We start from the raw sequence: 14,705 nt of genomic DNA, 5'->3' as shown, positions 1-14,705 counted from the left end.
CGCCTCCGTGGGCCTAGCTACTTCGCGCCCAGGCCCATGGCGCGCGTGATCACTTCTTTCATGATTTCGTTGGTGCCGCCGTAGATGCGCTGCACGCGTGCATCGGCGTAGGCGCGGGCGATGGGGTATTCCCACATGTAGCCGTAGCCGCCAAACAGCTGCACGCATTCGTCCATCACCTTGCATTGCAGGTCGGTCGTCCAGTACTTGGCCATGCTGGCCGTGGCGGTGTCCAGCTTCTCCTGGCAGATCAACTCGCAGCATTTGTCCACAAACACGCGCGCCACCTGCACCTCGGTCTGCAGCTCCGCCAGGGTGAAGCGCGTGTTCTGGAAGGCAGCCACCGGCGCGCCAAACACCTTGCGCTCTTTCACATAGTCCACCGTCCAGTCAATGGCGGCCTGGGCTGCGGCCACGGCGCCAATGGCGATCTGCAGCCGCTCCCAGGGCAGCTCCTGCATCAGGCAGATGAAGCCCTTGTTCTTCCAGGCCTCGCCGCCCAGCAACTGCTCCGGGCCCAGTTTCACGTTGTCGAAGAACAGCTCCGACGTGTCCTGCGCCTTCATGCCCACCTTCTTGAGGCGCTTGCCCACGCTGAAGCCCGGCATGCCGCGCTCCACCAGCATCAGGCTGGTGCCCTTGCCGCCGGCCGCCGGGTTGGTCTTGGCTACCACGATGACGAGGTCCGCATGCCAGCCGTTGGTGATGAAAGTCTTGCTGCCATTGAGCACATAGCTGCCGTCGGCCTGCTCCAGCGCCGTGGCCTTGATGCCCTGCAGGTCCGAGCCTGCGGCGGGCTCGCTCATGGCGATGGCGCCCACCATCTCGCCGCTGGCAAGCCGGGGCAGGTAGCGGGCCTTCTGCTCTTCGGTGCCGTAGTGCAGGATGTAGGGCGCCACGATTTCGCTGTGCAGGCCAAAGCCTATGCCTGTGGTGCCGGCGCGCGCCAGCTCTTCCATCTGCACCACCGAATACAGCTTGTCTGCCTCCGAGCCGCCATAGGCCTCGGGCATGGACATGCACAGAAAGCCGTTCTCGCCGGCCTTGTTCCACACCTCGCGCGCCACATAGCCCTGCTCCTCCCAATCGGCATGGAAGGGAGTGATCTCCTTCTCCACAAACTTGCGGAAGCTGTCGCGGAAGGCTTCGTGGTCGCTGGAAAACAGGCTGCGTTCAATCATGGGGTTTCCTCGGGTCGTGTGACATTATTTTTACAAAGCACTTGCTTGGTAAAAAGAATATACTGCAAATCGACTCATCAGGGCAGGCCCTGACCTGCGCCCGAACAACCCGAGGAGACACCCATGAGCGAAGCATTTGTGTTTGACGCCATCCGCACCCCGCGCGGCAAGGGCAAGAAAGACGGCAGCCTGCACGAGGTCAAACCCGTCACCCTGCTGGCCGGCCTGCTGACCGAGCTGCAGCAGCGCAACGGCTTTGACACGGCGCGTGTGGACGACGTGGTGATGGGCGTGGTTTCGCCCGTGGGCGATCAGGGTTCGGTCATCCCCAAAGTGGCTGCACTCAAGGCGGGCTGGGACTTCCAGGCTGCGGGCGTGCAGATCAACCGCTTCTGCGCCTCGGGCCTGGAGGCCGTGAACATGGGCGCGCAAAAAGTGCGCTCGGGCTGGGAAGACCTGGTGGTGGCCGGCGGCGTGGAGAGCATGAGCCGCGTGCCGATTGGCTCCGACGGCGGCGCCTGGGCCATGGACCCCGAGACTAATTCGCAAACCGCCTTTGTGCCGCAGGGCATTGGCGCGGATTTGATTGCCACGCTGGAGGGCTTTACGCGCGCTGATGTGGATGCCTACGCGATGGAATCGCAACGCCGCGCCACCAAGGCGCAGGCGGCGGGTTACTTCGACGCATCGGTGCGCCCCGTGAAGGACGCGCTGGGCCAGACCATTCTGGCGCGCGACGAGTTCATCAAGCCCGGTACCACGCTGGAAGGCCTCGCCGGGCTCAAGCCCGCGTTCTCCGACATGGGCGGCATGGGCTTTGACGCCGTGGCGCTCACGCGTTACCCGCAGGTAGAACGCATCCACCATGTGCATCACGCCGGCAACTCCTCGGGCATTGTGGATGGCGCCGCCGCCGTGCTGATCGGCAACGAGGCCGCCGCCAAGGCGCATGGCCTGACACCACGGGCCCGCATCGTGGCCACGGCGCTCAGCGGTGCCGACCCCACCATCATGCTCACCGGCCCCATGCCCGCCACGCGCAAGGCCCTGGCCAAAGCGGGGCTGACGGTGGATGACATTGACCTGTTTGAGGTAAACGAAGCCTTTGCCGCGGTGGTGATGCGCTTCATGAAGGAGATGAAGGTGCCGCACGACAAGGTGAACGTGAACGGCGGCGCCATCGCCATGGGCCACCCGCTGGGCGCCACGGGCGCCATGATTCTGGGCACGCTGATCGACGAGCTGCACCGCCGCAAGCTGCGCTACGGCCTGGCCACGCTGTGCGTGGGCGGCGGCATGGGCATTGCCACCATCGTCGAGCGGGTTTAAGGCGTTTCAGGCCTCTAGCCCCCGTACTTATTGCGCAAGCAGCTCCTCATTTCATAGCAGGCACCTTCCATGAAAACCATCCGCTATTCCCTGGACGCCGGTATCGCCACCATCACCTTCGACGAGCCGGACTCTCCCGTCAACACCATGTGCCTGCAGTGGCAGGAAGACATGGACGCCGTGGCCGCCCGCGTGCTGCAGGACAAGGACAGCATCACCGGCGTCCTGCTGGCGTCCGCCAAGAGCACCTTCTTTGCCGGCGCCGACCTCAAGGCCGCCATGCGCCTCACACCGGTCGACGCGCCGCGCATCTTTGAAGAGATCGAGCGCGTGAAGAAGAACTTCCGCACCATCGAGACCCTGGGCAAACCGGTCGTCAGCCTGCTCAACGGCACGGCGCTGGGCGGCGGCTGGGAGGTGGCGCTGGTGGGCCACTACCGCATTGCCGTGGACGACAAGAAAACCCAGTTCGGCCTGCCCGAGGTGACGCTGGGCCTGCTGCCAGGCGCCAGCGGCGTGACCAAGATGACCCGCCACCTGGGCCTGATGGGTGCGCAGCCCTACCTGGTGGAAGGCAAGACCTTCAGCCCCAGCCAGGCCAAGGGCTTGGGCCTCGTGCACGAGCTGGTGGCGCCCGGGCCCGATGCAGCCGCAGAGATGAAAGCCAAGGCCCTGGCGTGGATCGCCGCCAACCCCAACGCCCAGCACCCTTGGGAAGCCAAGGGCTACAAGGTGCCTGGCGGCCTGCCCTCCTCGCCCGCCGTGGCGGGCATGCTGCCCATTGCGCCGGCCGTCATCAAAAAGAATACCCGCGGCCTCTACCCTGCGCCCGAAGCCATCATCGCCTGCATGGTCGAAGGTCTGCAGGTGGACATCGAGACCGCGCTGCGCATCGAGAGCCGCTACCTCGCCAAGCTCATGTCCGGCCCACAGGCCAAGGCCATGATCAACACCTTCTTCTTCAACCTCAACGCCATCAAGAGCGGCCAGAGTCGCCCGGCCGGTGTGCCCAAGTACAAACCCGCCAAGGTAGGCCTGCTGGGCGCGGGCATGATGGGTGCGGGCATTGCGTATTCGCAAGCTGCCAAAGGCATTGCCACGGTGCTGAAGGACGTGAGCCAGGAGAAGGCCGACCTGGGCAAGAGCTACAGCGCCAAGATCACGCAAGCCCGCGTGGACAAGGGCCGCATGAAGCCCGAAGCGCAGCAGGCCATCCTCGACCTGATCCACCCCACCGGCAGCGCGGCCGACCTGCAGGGCTGCGACCTCATCATCGAAGCCGTGTTTGAGAACCGAGAACTCAAGGCCCGCGTGACGCAAGAGGCCGAGCCGCTGCTCGCGCCCGGCGGCTTCTTCGCCTCCAACACCTCCACCCTGCCCATCACCGGCCTGGCCACGGCCAGCCGCGATGCCAGCAAGTTCATCGGCATCCACTTCTTCAGCCCGGTGGACAAGATGAAGCTGGTGGAAATCATCAAGGGCAAGCAGACGGACGATGAAACTGTGGCGCGCGCCTACGACTATGTGCAGGCCCTGGGCAAGTTCCCCATCGTGGTGAACGATTCGCGCGGCTTCTTTACTAGCCGCGTGTTTGGCACCTTTGTGATGGAAGGCGCAGCCATGCTGGGTGAAGGCATTCCCGCGGCGGCCATCGAGAATGCCGGCATCCAGTGCGGCATGCCCGTGGGCCCACTGGCGGTGCTGGACGAAACCGCGCTAACGCTGAGCCTGCATGTGATGGAACAGACCCGGAAAGACTTTGAGGCCGAGGGCAAGACCTACACCGCGACACCGGGCGAGCTGGTGGTGGAGCAGATGGTGCGCAAACATGAGCGCCCCGGCCGCGCCGGTGGTGCGGGCTTTTACGAGTACCCCACGGAGAAAGGTGCCAAGAAATTCCTCTGGCCCCAGCTCCAGCCCCTGTTCGAGAAGGCGGATGCGGCCTGGAACATCACCGACCTGAAAGACCGCCTGCTCTACCGCCAGGCGGTGGAGACCGCGCGCTGCTTGGCCGAAGGGGTGCTCACCAGCGTGCACGACGCCAACATAGGCTCCATCTTCGGCATCGGCTTCCCGGCCTGGACGGGTGGTGCGCTGCAGTTCATCTACGGCATGGGCATTGATGCGTTCGAGAAGCGCGCCGCCGAGCTGGCCGCGCAGTTTGGCCCGGGTTTTGCTGTGAGTGATGATGTGAAGGCGGCACTGCGTCGCCACCAGCCGCATTACTAAGCGAAAACCCAGCCCACCCATGCTCGCCCGCCTGCTGCGCCGCATCCTGCTGACCCAAGCCCTGGCGGGCGCCGCCTTGGGCTACTGGCTGTGGGGTGGCGGTGTGGGCATGGTGCTGCTGGCGCTGGCCGTGCCCCTGCTCACCCCGCCGCTGGCAGATGTGGTCAGCGCCCTGCTCTCCCGCGGGCCCGAGCCCTGGCGCCCGTGGTGGGCGGCGCTGGCGGGCGAGATGCGGGCCGGGCTGGAGTTCTTTGTGCTGCGCCAGCCCTGGGAGCGCCGCGCCCCACGCTTTCTGCCAGCCAACGAAGGCACGCCGGCGCGCCTGCCCGTGGTGCTGGTGCATGGTTACGTGTGCAACCACCGCATCTGGGACCGCACCGCAGCCCAGCTGCGCGCCCAGGGCCATGCCGTGCTGGCAGTGGACCTAGAGCCGGTGTTTGCCTCCATCGACGACTATGCCCCCCTCATTGAAACCGCCGTGACCTCCGTGCTGCTGCATACCGGCCAAAGTCCGAACGGTCAGGTGGCGCTGGTGGGCCACAGCATGGGCGGCCTGGCCATCCGCGCCTGGATGCGCCAGCATGGCACTGCGCGCGTGGCCCGCGTGCTGACGCTGGGCACGCCCCACCAGGGCACCCAGCTCGCCCGCGGCGCCCGTACGCCCAACGGCCGGCAAATGCTGTGGAACAGCTCCTGGCTGGCCACGCTGGCCGCCAGCGAAGACGATGCCCTGCGCAGCCTGCTGCGCGTGGCCATCACCCCCCAAGACAATATCGTTTTCCCCCAGCGCGCCCAGACCCTGCCGGGCATCACGCCCACCGTGTTTCCCGGCATAGGCCACCTGCAGATGTGCCTGGACCCGGCGGTGAACGCCTGGGTGCTGCAGGAACTGGCTGCCCTACCACCCGCCCAGAACGGAGCACCCGCATGACTGCGCTTGTTGTCCGCAAACTCCTGATCGACCTGAACGCCCCTTTTGCGCGGCGCTGGAACGGTGGCGACGCGTTTCGCTCCGCCTTTTTCAACGCGCTGTCCATGAGCTTCCCGCTGGGCGAGCAGTACTTCATCGATTCAGTGCGCGCCGGCATCAAGACCCTGCCCCCGGAGCAGCAACAGCGCTTCGCGCCCGAGGTGCAGGGCTTTGTGGGCCAGGAAGCCACGCACCGACGCATCCACACCCTGTTCAACCAGCAGCTCACGCAACAAGGTTTTGACAACGCGCTGGAACGCCGCGCCGCCAAACGTCTGGCGGCCAACGCCCACCGCGATGTGCGCATCCATGTGGCCGCCACGGCAGCTACCGAACACCTCACCGCCATCTTTGCCGACTGGATGCTGGCCCACCCCGAGGCGCTGGAGGGCAGCGAAGACCGGCTCAAGACGCTGTGGCTGTGGCACAGCGCGGAGGAAAGCGAACACCGCAGCACCGCGTTCGACGTGTACCACGCCATAGGCGGCAACCACGAGTGGCGGCTGCGCCTGTTCCGCTACATCACCTGGACATTCTTTGCCGACGTGACGCGCCAGACAGTGCGCAACCTCTGGCACGACGGCGCCCTGTTCCGCTGGAGCACCTGGCGAAGTGCGGGGCGCTTTCTGTTCGGCCAGCAAGGCATCATTTCCAGCAACCGGGCGCTGTGGCGCGCCTACCTGCGCGAAGACTTTCATCCGCGTGAACAGAGCAGCGCGCGATCGGAACAGTGGCTGCGCGACAATAGGGACCAATTCACCGAGGTGGGCCAGCCCGCCTAAATTGCCCCGCCCCGCATGCCGCCCGATACCGCCACCGAATCTCCCCGCCCCGGCCCCCGTACCAAGACCGAATTGTTTGTAGCCTTCTCGCTGCTGGCCCTGCAGGGCTTTGGCGGCGTGCTGGCCGTGGTCCAGCGCGAACTGGTGGACAAGAAAAAGTGGCTCACGCCCGAAGAGTTTGTGGAGGACTGGGCCGTCGCCCAGATCTTGCCCGGCCCCAATGTGGTGAACCTCTCCCTCATGCTGGGTGATCGCTACTTTGGCCTGCGCGGGGCGCTGGCCGGGCTGGCGGGCATGCTGTGCTTTCCCCTGGTCATCGTACTGCTCATGGCGGCCGCCTTTGCCGGTGTGGCCGATACGCCGCAGGCCCAGGGCGCGCTGCGCGGCATGGGCGCCGTGGCTGCCGGGCTGATTGCTGCCGCCGGCCTGCGCCTGGTGGGCGCGCTCAAGAGCAATGTCATGGGCACCATGGTTTGCTGGGGCGTGGTGGCCGCCACCTTTGTGGCCGTGGCCATTCTGCGCATACCGCTGGCCTGGGTGCTGCTGGTCATAGGCGGTGCAGGCTGCGTGTGGGCCTATGTGTGCCTGGGCAAGGCCGCTGCGCTGGCGGCGCGCAAGGAGAAGCCATGATCACCATGCACCTGTCCGACTGGCTGGACTTGCTCCTGCACTTTGGCTCGCTGTCGCTACTGGCCGTGGGCGGCGCCATTACCACGGCACCCGACATGCAGCGCTACCTGGTCGTGGAGCGCAGCTGGCTCACCGATGACCAGTTCACCTCCAGCATCGCACTGGCCCAGGCTGCGCCGGGCCCCAACATCCTCTTCGTGCCCCTGCTGGGCTGGAACATCGGGCTCAATGCCGCAGGCGGACTGGCCACCGGCTGGTATGGACTGGGCATGGCGCTGCTGGGTGTGCTGGTCGCCATGCTGGGCATCATGCTGCCCAGCTCCATCCTCACCTTCACCGCCGCGCGCTGGGGCCACCGCAACCGCGAACTGCGCGCCGTGCGCGCCTTCAAGCAAGGCATGGCCCCCATCGTCATCGCCCTGCTGGTGGCTACCGGCTGGATCCTGGCCGCCAACAACAAGGCCGAAGACCACCACCTCGCCCTCTGGGCCGTCACCGCCGTCAGCACCCTGTTGGTCTGGAAGACCCGCATCCACCTGCTGTGGTTGCTGGGCGCCGGGGCGATTGCGGGGTGGATGGGCTGGATTTAGGCGGCCAAGGCCACTGCATCCGCCCCTGCAGGAATCCGCATGGGAGCGGCCGGATCCGTCACCGCGCGCCACACGGCCTCGGCCACATCCTGTGAGTGGGTCACCGGCGTGCTCGTATCCCGCACCGCGGCGAACACCTGCTGGGTGAAGTCTGCATACGCGGCATGCGTGCTCTGCTCCATGCGGGGGCGGGCGTTGGCGCCAAAGCTGGTGCTGGGTGCGCGCCCCGGCAGCACCAGGCGCACGCGAACGCCGAAAGGCTGCAGCTCCAGCGCAAGTGATTCGGTAAACGCGTTCACTGCTGCCTTACTGGCGGTGTAGACCGAGAGCAGCGGCAAAGGCTTCAGCGTCACGCTGGACGTCACATTCACCACCACACCCGCCCCGCGTTGCCGGAATTGCGGCAGCACCGCCTGCGTCATGGCCATGGTGCCAAAGGTGTTGGCTTCAAAAATCTCACGCGCATGTGCCAGCGTGATGCCTTCCAGCGGCGCCAGCAGGCCCACGCCCGCGTTGTTGATCAGCGCATCAATCGGCCCAGCCTCTTCCACGCAGCGGCGGATGCTGTCGGCATCGGTCACGTCCAGCGACAGGACGCGCAGCCGGTCCGACGCTGGCAACACCCCTTCGCGCGGTGTACGCATGGTGGCGATTACGCGCCAGCCTTTGTCGAGAAAGAAACACGCGGTTTCCAGGCCAAAGCCCGACGAGCAACCGGTAATGAGAACAGTGGGAATGGCAGACATCAACAACTCCTTGGTTTGACAAGGTCCGTACGATAGGCGCCAAGAACAGGACTGACTATGCTTAAATATCCATAAATTTGTAGTAATCATCCAATATGGTCGATCCACTCGCAGAAGTCGTTTCGCTGTTGCAGCCGGGTGCCCCCTTCTCCAAGCTGGTGGTGGCGTCTGCGCCCTGGGCCGTGCGCCGCACGGAGCTGGGCCGCCCGTTCTACTTCGTCGTGCTTGAAGGCAGCTGCAACCTGACGGTGGATGGCCCGTCGCAGAGCGACACCATCACCTTGAACGCGGGCGACTTTGTGCTGATTCCCGCCGCGCGCAGCTTTGCCACGTCCAGCCTGGACCGGCAGCCACCCCGCGCGGGCGAAGCCGTCACCACGGCGATTGCGCCCATGCCCGGCGGCGCCCGCGTGGGCGACCCCGAGGGTGCGGTGGATGTACGCATGCTGGTGGGCAACTGCGTGCTGGGTTCGCCCGATGCCGCGCTGCTGGTGCCGCTGCTGCCGCAGTGGGTACATGTGCGTGGTGAACCGCGCCTGGCCACGCTGGTGCAGCTGCTGGGCGACGAGACCCGCACCGACCGCCCTGCGCGTGACATCGTGATGGCCCGCCTGCTGGAGGTGTTGCTGATCGAAGCATTCCGCTCCGGCGCCAGCACCGCCGCATCGCCGGGCCTGGTGCGCGGCCTGTCCGACACCAAGCTGGCCCTGGCCCTGCGCCGCATGCACGAACAACCCGGCGCCCCCTGGAGCATCGACCAACTGGCCCGCGAAGCCGCCATGTCCCGCTCCGCCTTCTTCGACCGCTTCAGCCGCACCGTGGGCGTCACGCCCACGGACTACCTGCAAACCTGGCGCATGGCCCTGGCCAAACAGCTGTTGCGACAGCGCGAGCTGCCCATCGCAGAGATTGCCGAGCGCGTGGGCTACGGCTCGGTGAGTGCATTTGGGGTGGCGTTCACGCGGCTGGTAGGAGTGCCGCCGGGGCGCTACGCCAGAGCTAGCCCGGAAGTGACTGAGGGCTGAACTAGCAACCTCTCAGGAGAGTCAACTGAGCAGCTTGATGAGCGCATCGGGATGCACATGCCATCCGGCCAGGCCCGCCATCCCCATCCAAACCCCAAAGCTCGATGGCAGCAAGGCCAACAGGTACAGCCACGGCAGGCTTGTCAGAGAGGCCACAGCCAGCAAGGAAATGGCAATCGCGATCAAGGCATCGGAGAGATCAAACTGGTCGTCACGGTAGTTGAGCGCGTCGTACGCCACCTGGTCTTTCTCGGCTGCGGTTCTCAGCTCTTCCTTCTTCGCGTTCTGGTCCTGCGCAATCTTGGTGTAAACCTCGACCTGCTCCTGGTACGCGGCGCGCGCTGCAGGCGCCACAGTCAGAGCCTGTAGTTTGAGCTGCGCCAGTGTGGACTTGGCCACTTCCTCGCGAATATTGCGTGCCTGGTAAAACTGCCATTGGTCCAGCTTGTCCGCCTGGGCTTGCTGCATGGCCTGCACGATGTTGTCGTCCTTGACCTTGCAGATACCCATGAAGGTGGCGAGCAAGGCGACGGTGATTGCGACTGCGGGATTGAGCCACGCACTTTTGCGCGAGCGCGCCGCTTCCTGTGCAGTTTCCACAACGTCCATGGGATCTATTTCCATACGAGGTATCCGTGAGAGTCCAATAGAAAAAAGGCCATCGCAATGGATGGCCTTGGGGCACAGGCGCGGCCAGCGCGCCGGGTGGTGTTTATTGCTTTGCAGGTGCAGCGGGCGCTGCGGCTTCCTTGGCAGCCTTGGCCTCTGCATGCTTGGCCTTCTTGGCTGCGCGTGCGGCCTTGCGGGCCTCGTGCTTGGCCTTGGCTTCTTCCATCTTGGCAGCTTTGGTGTCAGCGCCAGTCTTGGGGGCAGCAGCGGTCGTGTCCTTCACCGCCTCAGCGGCCTTGGGCGCAGCCGGAGCGGCAGCAGTTGCAGTCGCGGCGGGAGCCGCAGGCTTCGCGGCCGGCGCTTGCGCGGACGCGGCAAATGCAGAGATGACCAAGGCAGTAGCGATGAGAGATTGTTTCAACATAGAGACTTTTCGAAGCATGGCGAAGTTGCCATGTGCCCTTAACCCTGCGAGAGCTGCGGCGGTTTACGGGGGGTTGGTAAACCTTTGTAAAGGGATTGAGGCGAGTGGCAGCGTTGGGCCAGCTGCCGACATCGGTGAATGGCGGCTTTATTGCAGCGTACAGATTCGGGCCAGGCGTGGGCATAGAGCAATGGATGCTTTGCAGTGATGTATTCTGCCTCCCACCTTTCCGTGGCGGCGGACATCCTGAACCATGCCAGAGAGTAGACTTTAAATCGCCTGATTGGGCAGTATTCAAGGTAGAGAAAAACGTGATGAGAATTTCTTACAGCTGCTGGGTTTTATTCTGTGCTCTAAATTCCATTCCATTGACTGGAATGTGTACGGATATCTCACTTGAAGCTGTGAGAGGCCAAGTACTGGGAGAGTGGCAGGTTGGTTATCGTCCCGAGATGTATGAGCCCGGAACTAGAAAACCGTTGCGAGAGTATTTCTTGACTGGCGCGGTTGGCCCCGTTTGGAAATTTGAAGCGGATGGCTCTGCAACGGCATATGTCCCCTGCGACATCAACGAGCAATTCAAAAAGGGGGTTGTTGCTGTTGGGAATTGGAAACTGTTGGACGAGGGGAAGACATTCCGTTTGGATGCGCAGATGACCATAGCGTCGAAGGATCCTCTTGAGCTGCAAGGCCCGTTGGCATTTCAAAAGAATTCGTTAAGTGAGTCTGCCGTGGCCACAATGACGATTGGCAACAGATGGTACGGACGGTACGACAGTCGGGCTTTCACTTGTGACTGAGATGGCTCGAGGAACAGTAGTAATAGTGTCCTCAAAGGGCCAGTGGCGGTCGCTGGCTAATGTCCGGTATCTGGAAGCCAATTTTGGATCGAGAAAGGGTATTGGAGGTTCTCAGTGCTGGACCGGGATGGCGAGGCAGTGAAAGTTCGTGTCGTCTGCCCTAAAGCAGTAATCGCATCACCCGTTTGGGGGATATTCAATGGACCTTATCTGACCTAAGCTCAGTGTTAGAGGTCTACGACGCTTAACCTTTCAGTCGATCGGGTCAGCGTAAAAAAACCGCCCAGTCCGTTCACTTTCACGTTCATCCTCTGGAATAAGCCTATGGCCCTGGATCTCTCAGATACCCTTGTCGTTGGCATCTCCGCAACTGCCCTCTTTGACCTCACGGAAGCCGACACCGTCTTTCGAGCAAAGTACGCCAAAGACAAGCAGACCGCGGTCGTGGAGTACCGCGCGTACATGCTCCAGCATGAGAACGAGTCACTGGCCGATGGCACCGGCATGCCGCTGGTGCGCTCGCTGTTAGGCCTGAATCGGTATCAGCCGGATGGAGACAAGCGACCACTCGTGGAGGTAGTTGTGATGTCGCGCAACAGTCCCGAAACAGGTGTTCGTGTCTTCAACAACATTCGTCAACGTGAACTGCCGATCAGTCGCCATGCATTCACCGGCGGAGAGTCTGTGGTCGACTATCTCGATGCTTTTGATGTTGATCTGTTTCTGACCACCAATGTCACGGATGCGCAGAAGGTCATCGACGGCAAGGTCTGCGCTGCCGCTATCGTCAAGAAACCGCCCGAGGATCGGCCGCCTCTGCCAGAGGATCAAGTACGCATTGCCTTTGATGGAGACGCTGTTCTCTTCGATGACAGCAGCGAGCTCGTCTACAAGTTTGAGGGACTCAAGTCGTTCCATAACAAGGAGGACAAGAGCCAAAACGAGCCGATGTCCGATGGTCCGTACGCGCAACTTCTACGCAAGCTCTCCAGGCTGCAACACCGCCTTCCATTTGGGGTTGAGTTTTCGCCAGTGAGAATTTCGATAGTCACCGCTCGCAACTCCCCAGCTGAGATGCGGGTGATCAAGACTCTCAGGCACTGGGGTGTCTACGTCAACGAAATATTCTTTCTTGGGGGTGTAGAGAAGACGAAAGTAGTGAAGGCTTTTAAGGCACACATCTTCTTTGATGATCAAGATCTCCATCTTGATCCGGCCGCAAAGTACATTCCTTCGGGCAAGGTTCCGTATAGGTCCGACTCTCCGTTGAACGAAGCAGCGGCCGCGGTCGTACCGGCGAGCAAGGCGCCGGACCCCATCGAACAGTCAAAACTAAAGCGTGCGAAGACGAAGTCACCGAAGAAAGGCAAGACGCGTAAAGTCTGATGCCCAACTCATCGCTCTAGCTAACCCATTGCGGTAGTCGTCGGTTGGCCGCTACTAGCACCCATGGCGTCCTGCTTCATGGGGCCAGTTGCGGACTGGTCGCCAAAGTCTGCTTTCAGGTGGTACGCTCCGTGTCCATCCCGCTGGCTGATTCACAGGTGTACCGATTGCGACAACAATGCGTCTAACTTACTGAATCAAACATGTCCTTCACCGCACCTATTGAAAGTAGCTGCCCCAAGTGTAAGAGTGATGCTAACGTAACGTCCAAGGCACTCCTAATTGGGCAAGCAAGTCCGAAAGTTCTTTTTCCCGATGAAGAGCCGGCAGGCTACAAAAGACGTGACCAGCTAGCAGTAGACGAGTGCAATCCAGAAAAATTGAAAGCTGCACCGTTGGAGCAATTTGTCGATGGTTACTATTGCAGCCAATGTGGTATCGGTTTTGTACCAGACAGGCTGCTAATTGGCACTTGAATGTTGGCCATCAAGTAGGCTGTCGCCTCCAACGAAGGGTTAGGCCGCGCTGGGTTCGCTTGGCGCGCACGCATTAGCGAAGGCGTGACCATAGTCAGTAACGGTGAGGTGCCGTTCGTCGTACGTCTCTACAGACGGCTCCCGTTCCTCAAAGTCGGCCCGACGGTAGATGGCGTCTGTGTACGTGTTCAGTTCCAGGAGTCGCAACCGCAACATGTTCTGAAGCCAAACATCGGAAGCCGGCTCTGGCAGGCCAAGATCAAGGCAATGCTTGTGGAACAAATCCTCGATTCTGTCTCGATCCAGACTCCGCTGGCGAGGCCTATCGATAAAGAGTGAATGAGATATGTGCGCCTTGAAGCTCATGAATACCAGCGCTTCTTGTGGAGTCAATTGACTCAGAACCGTTGCGTAGGATGGATGAACCGATTCCACCGTCCTACTGTCCATCGCTTTCATAAGGAGTTCAGCGTACAAAGATCTGAGGCTCTCGCTGTCGGCTGACGTGGCGACCGCCAGTACGAGTGGGATGGCGATATGACTAGGGGGAAGCTGTTGATACTCGGGCGGAGTCGACGCAATCCTCTCTCGCAACTTATGAGAGAGCCAGTCCTTAGTTTGCTCAAATCCCCAGTCAAGGAGAGCAACTGGTGATAGGCCAACTTTGAAAAGGGTTTCCAGTGCCGTTCCGACTCGTCGAGCGGCAGGGGCAGCGATGTCGGAGTACACGCCTGCGGCAAGCTTCGATGCGGTGTCGATCGCTGCCTCGGTGACTTTGTCTGTTGGGTTCATGGGCACCATGGTTCTTTGCGAGGCCTAACACCCGCGTTAACAGGCGGCTGCCAGCGAAGCTGGGAGACGTCCTGTTGAACAACCAGTTAGGCTGGGGATAGATGCAATTTCGATTGATGCGAGCATGAAGTTTATTGGTCCCATGGAGAATCCTGCTGAGTGAGGAAGTCGAAGTTTGTGTATGCATCACAGTTTATGCAGTGATGCATGCCCGTTTCTTCTTGCTCGTGCATGCCGCAAAGGCAACCACAGAAAGGGCAGCATTCGTAGATTTCGAAGTCATTCCAAGTACAGACTCCGAGGTACTCCGGTATTGCATCTCTGCCATAGCCAATGATTTCAAATGAGTCGCCAGGCTTCGGTACGAAGCCATTCTCCTTTCGAAGCTCGCGAAGCACCTCAGTTGGGCCGATCAAGAACCATTCGCCCAATCCGCGTTGATCCCGGTATTGCCTGTGCAACAGCTTTTCTGTCGCGGCGTCATTGCTTACATTGATCCAGCCCATGAGTTCAAGTTGGGTTGGATTTCCTGTTTGCAGGTTTTGCAGACGCTTGCTTACGTCTCTTCCTCGACCGATTTTCACCTGATCATTGCTTGGATCGCGAATGAAGTAGACAGGCATGGTTTTGAGCTACAAGAAGGCGACAGCAACGGGAAGAGCCTAACGTAATTTATACCGCAAAGCACTGCCGGATAAAGTGGGTGTGTGATCTAACAAAACTGGCATTTCCCTAT

At 61.8% G+C, this 14,705-nt stretch carries 16 protein-coding genes; 10 read left to right on the top strand and 6 right to left on the bottom strand.

Annotated elements, in window-relative coordinates:
- Positions 1-17 precede the first annotated feature (17 nt).
- Complete coding sequence (locus AC1RNN_RS04505; RefSeq protein WP_493085630.1) at positions 18-1,181, bottom strand: acyl-CoA dehydrogenase family protein; 1,164 nt, start codon at positions 1,179-1,181, stop codon at positions 18-20.
- A gap of 123 nt (positions 1,182-1,304) precedes the next feature.
- On the opposite strand from AC1RNN_RS04505, the gene AC1RNN_RS04500 reads away from it, so the two are divergent.
- The 6 genes from AC1RNN_RS04500 (at position 1,305) to AC1RNN_RS04475 (ending at position 7,711) form a co-directional block, all read left to right on the top strand.
- Positions 1,305-2,510, top strand: a complete 1,206-nt coding sequence (locus tag AC1RNN_RS04500) for an acetyl-CoA C-acetyltransferase (protein ID WP_493085632.1) — start codon at positions 1,305-1,307, stop codon at positions 2,508-2,510.
- A gap of 69 nt (positions 2,511-2,579) precedes the next feature.
- A complete protein-coding gene (locus AC1RNN_RS04495) occupies positions 2,580-4,739 on the top strand; it encodes a 3-hydroxyacyl-CoA dehydrogenase NAD-binding domain-containing protein (RefSeq protein WP_493085634.1) in 2,160 nt (719 codons plus the stop codon).
- A gap of 19 nt (positions 4,740-4,758) precedes the next feature.
- On the top strand, positions 4,759-5,670 hold the full coding sequence (locus AC1RNN_RS04490; protein ID WP_493085636.1) for an esterase/lipase family protein: 912 nt from the start codon (positions 4,759-4,761) through the stop codon (positions 5,668-5,670).
- Positions 5,667-6,491 carry a metal-dependent hydrolase gene (locus tag AC1RNN_RS04485; protein ID WP_493085638.1) on the top strand — a complete coding sequence of 275 codons (825 nt, stop codon included), beginning with the start codon at positions 5,667-5,669 and terminating at the stop codon, positions 6,489-6,491. The genes AC1RNN_RS04490 and AC1RNN_RS04485 overlap by 4 nt, the downstream gene beginning before the upstream one ends.
- 15 nt (positions 6,492-6,506) lie before the next feature.
- The gene (locus AC1RNN_RS04480; protein ID WP_493085639.1) at positions 6,507-7,121 is read left to right on the top strand and encodes a chromate transporter; all 615 of its coding nucleotides are present in this window, start codon (positions 6,507-6,509) and stop codon (positions 7,119-7,121) included.
- Complete coding sequence (locus AC1RNN_RS04475) at positions 7,118-7,711, top strand: chromate transporter (protein WP_493085640.1); 594 nt, start codon at positions 7,118-7,120, stop codon at positions 7,709-7,711. Before AC1RNN_RS04480 ends, AC1RNN_RS04475 begins: the two co-directional genes overlap by 4 nt.
- Here the strand turns inward: AC1RNN_RS04475 and AC1RNN_RS04470 are convergent.
- A complete protein-coding gene (locus AC1RNN_RS04470; RefSeq protein WP_493085642.1) occupies positions 7,708-8,457 on the bottom strand; it encodes an SDR family oxidoreductase in 750 nt (249 codons plus the stop codon). The genes AC1RNN_RS04475 and AC1RNN_RS04470 overlap by 4 nt on opposite strands.
- A 95-nt stretch (positions 8,458-8,552) precedes the next feature.
- Here AC1RNN_RS04470 and AC1RNN_RS04465 point away from each other — a divergent pair, with 95 nt between their 5' ends.
- Positions 8,553-9,482, top strand: coding sequence for an AraC family transcriptional regulator (locus AC1RNN_RS04465; RefSeq protein WP_493085644.1), 930 nt, complete (start codon positions 8,553-8,555; stop codon positions 9,480-9,482).
- Between the two features lie 21 nt (positions 9,483-9,503).
- Here the strand turns inward: AC1RNN_RS04465 and AC1RNN_RS04460 are convergent, their stop codons facing one another.
- Both AC1RNN_RS04460 and AC1RNN_RS04455 read right to left on the bottom strand, forming a co-directional pair.
- On the bottom strand, positions 9,504-10,106 hold the full coding sequence (locus tag AC1RNN_RS04460) for a DUF4337 domain-containing protein (RefSeq protein WP_493085646.1): 603 nt from the start codon (positions 10,104-10,106) through the stop codon (positions 9,504-9,506).
- 88 nt (positions 10,107-10,194) lie between these two features.
- The gene (locus tag AC1RNN_RS04455) at positions 10,195-10,515 is read right to left on the bottom strand and encodes a hypothetical protein (protein WP_493085647.1); all 321 of its coding nucleotides are present in this window, start codon (positions 10,513-10,515) and stop codon (positions 10,195-10,197) included.
- A gap of 104 nt (positions 10,516-10,619) precedes the next feature.
- Here AC1RNN_RS04455 and AC1RNN_RS04450 point away from each other — a divergent pair, with 104 nt between their 5' ends.
- The 3 genes from AC1RNN_RS04450 (at position 10,620) to AC1RNN_RS04440 (ending at position 13,177) form a co-directional block, all read left to right on the top strand.
- Positions 10,620-11,315, top strand: coding sequence for a hypothetical protein (locus AC1RNN_RS04450; RefSeq protein WP_493085649.1), 696 nt, complete (start codon positions 10,620-10,622; stop codon positions 11,313-11,315).
- A gap of 324 nt (positions 11,316-11,639) precedes the next feature.
- Positions 11,640-12,701, top strand: a complete 1,062-nt coding sequence (locus AC1RNN_RS04445) for a 5'-nucleotidase (protein WP_493085651.1) — start codon at positions 11,640-11,642, stop codon at positions 12,699-12,701.
- Between the two features lie 203 nt (positions 12,702-12,904).
- On the top strand, positions 12,905-13,177 hold the full coding sequence (locus tag AC1RNN_RS04440) for a hypothetical protein (protein ID WP_493085653.1): 273 nt from the start codon (positions 12,905-12,907) through the stop codon (positions 13,175-13,177).
- Positions 13,178-13,216: 39 nt separating this feature from the next.
- Here the strand turns inward: AC1RNN_RS04440 and AC1RNN_RS04435 are convergent, their stop codons facing one another.
- Together AC1RNN_RS04435 and AC1RNN_RS04430 are read right to left on the bottom strand one after the other, a co-directional pair.
- The gene (locus AC1RNN_RS04435; RefSeq protein ID WP_493085654.1) at positions 13,217-13,969 is read right to left on the bottom strand and encodes a DUF4393 domain-containing protein; all 753 of its coding nucleotides are present in this window, start codon (positions 13,967-13,969) and stop codon (positions 13,217-13,219) included.
- A gap of 131 nt (positions 13,970-14,100) precedes the next feature.
- The gene (locus tag AC1RNN_RS04430) at positions 14,101-14,592 is read right to left on the bottom strand and encodes a GIY-YIG nuclease family protein (protein WP_493085656.1); all 492 of its coding nucleotides are present in this window, start codon (positions 14,590-14,592) and stop codon (positions 14,101-14,103) included.
- Positions 14,593-14,705 lie beyond the last annotated feature (113 nt).

The sequence above is a fragment of the Rhodoferax sp. GW822-FHT02D07 genome, from assembly GCF_058802405.1.
Note: the sequence above shows the minus strand (reverse complement) of the source record. Positions and strands in the feature narration are given on the sequence as shown.

Coding starts and splice junctions, on each gene's coding strand:
- AC1RNN_RS04505 (WP_493085630.1), bottom strand. CDS start 1,181: ATGATTGAACGCAGCCTGTTTTCCAGCGACCACGAAGCCTTCCGCGAC.
- AC1RNN_RS04500 (WP_493085632.1), top strand. CDS start 1,305: ATGAGCGAAGCATTTGTGTTTGACGCCATCCGCACCCCGCGCGGCAAG.
- AC1RNN_RS04495 (WP_493085634.1), top strand. CDS start 2,580: ATGAAAACCATCCGCTATTCCCTGGACGCCGGTATCGCCACCATCACC.
- AC1RNN_RS04490 (WP_493085636.1), top strand. CDS start 4,759: ATGCTCGCCCGCCTGCTGCGCCGCATCCTGCTGACCCAAGCCCTGGCG.
- AC1RNN_RS04485 (WP_493085638.1), top strand. CDS start 5,667: ATGACTGCGCTTGTTGTCCGCAAACTCCTGATCGACCTGAACGCCCCT.
- AC1RNN_RS04480 (WP_493085639.1), top strand. CDS start 6,507: ATGCCGCCCGATACCGCCACCGAATCTCCCCGCCCCGGCCCCCGTACC.
- AC1RNN_RS04475 (WP_493085640.1), top strand. CDS start 7,118: ATGATCACCATGCACCTGTCCGACTGGCTGGACTTGCTCCTGCACTTT.
- AC1RNN_RS04470 (WP_493085642.1), bottom strand. CDS start 8,457: ATGTCTGCCATTCCCACTGTTCTCATTACCGGTTGCTCGTCGGGCTTT.
- AC1RNN_RS04465 (WP_493085644.1), top strand. CDS start 8,553: ATGGTCGATCCACTCGCAGAAGTCGTTTCGCTGTTGCAGCCGGGTGCC.
- AC1RNN_RS04460 (WP_493085646.1), bottom strand. CDS start 10,106: ATGGAAATAGATCCCATGGACGTTGTGGAAACTGCACAGGAAGCGGCG.
- AC1RNN_RS04455 (WP_493085647.1), bottom strand. CDS start 10,515: ATGTTGAAACAATCTCTCATCGCTACTGCCTTGGTCATCTCTGCATTT.
- AC1RNN_RS04445 (WP_493085651.1), top strand. CDS start 11,640: ATGGCCCTGGATCTCTCAGATACCCTTGTCGTTGGCATCTCCGCAACT.
- AC1RNN_RS04440 (WP_493085653.1), top strand. CDS start 12,905: ATGTCCTTCACCGCACCTATTGAAAGTAGCTGCCCCAAGTGTAAGAGT.
- AC1RNN_RS04435 (WP_493085654.1), bottom strand. CDS start 13,969: ATGAACCCAACAGACAAAGTCACCGAGGCAGCGATCGACACCGCATCG.
- AC1RNN_RS04430 (WP_493085656.1), bottom strand. CDS start 14,592: ATGCCTGTCTACTTCATTCGCGATCCAAGCAATGATCAGGTGAAAATC.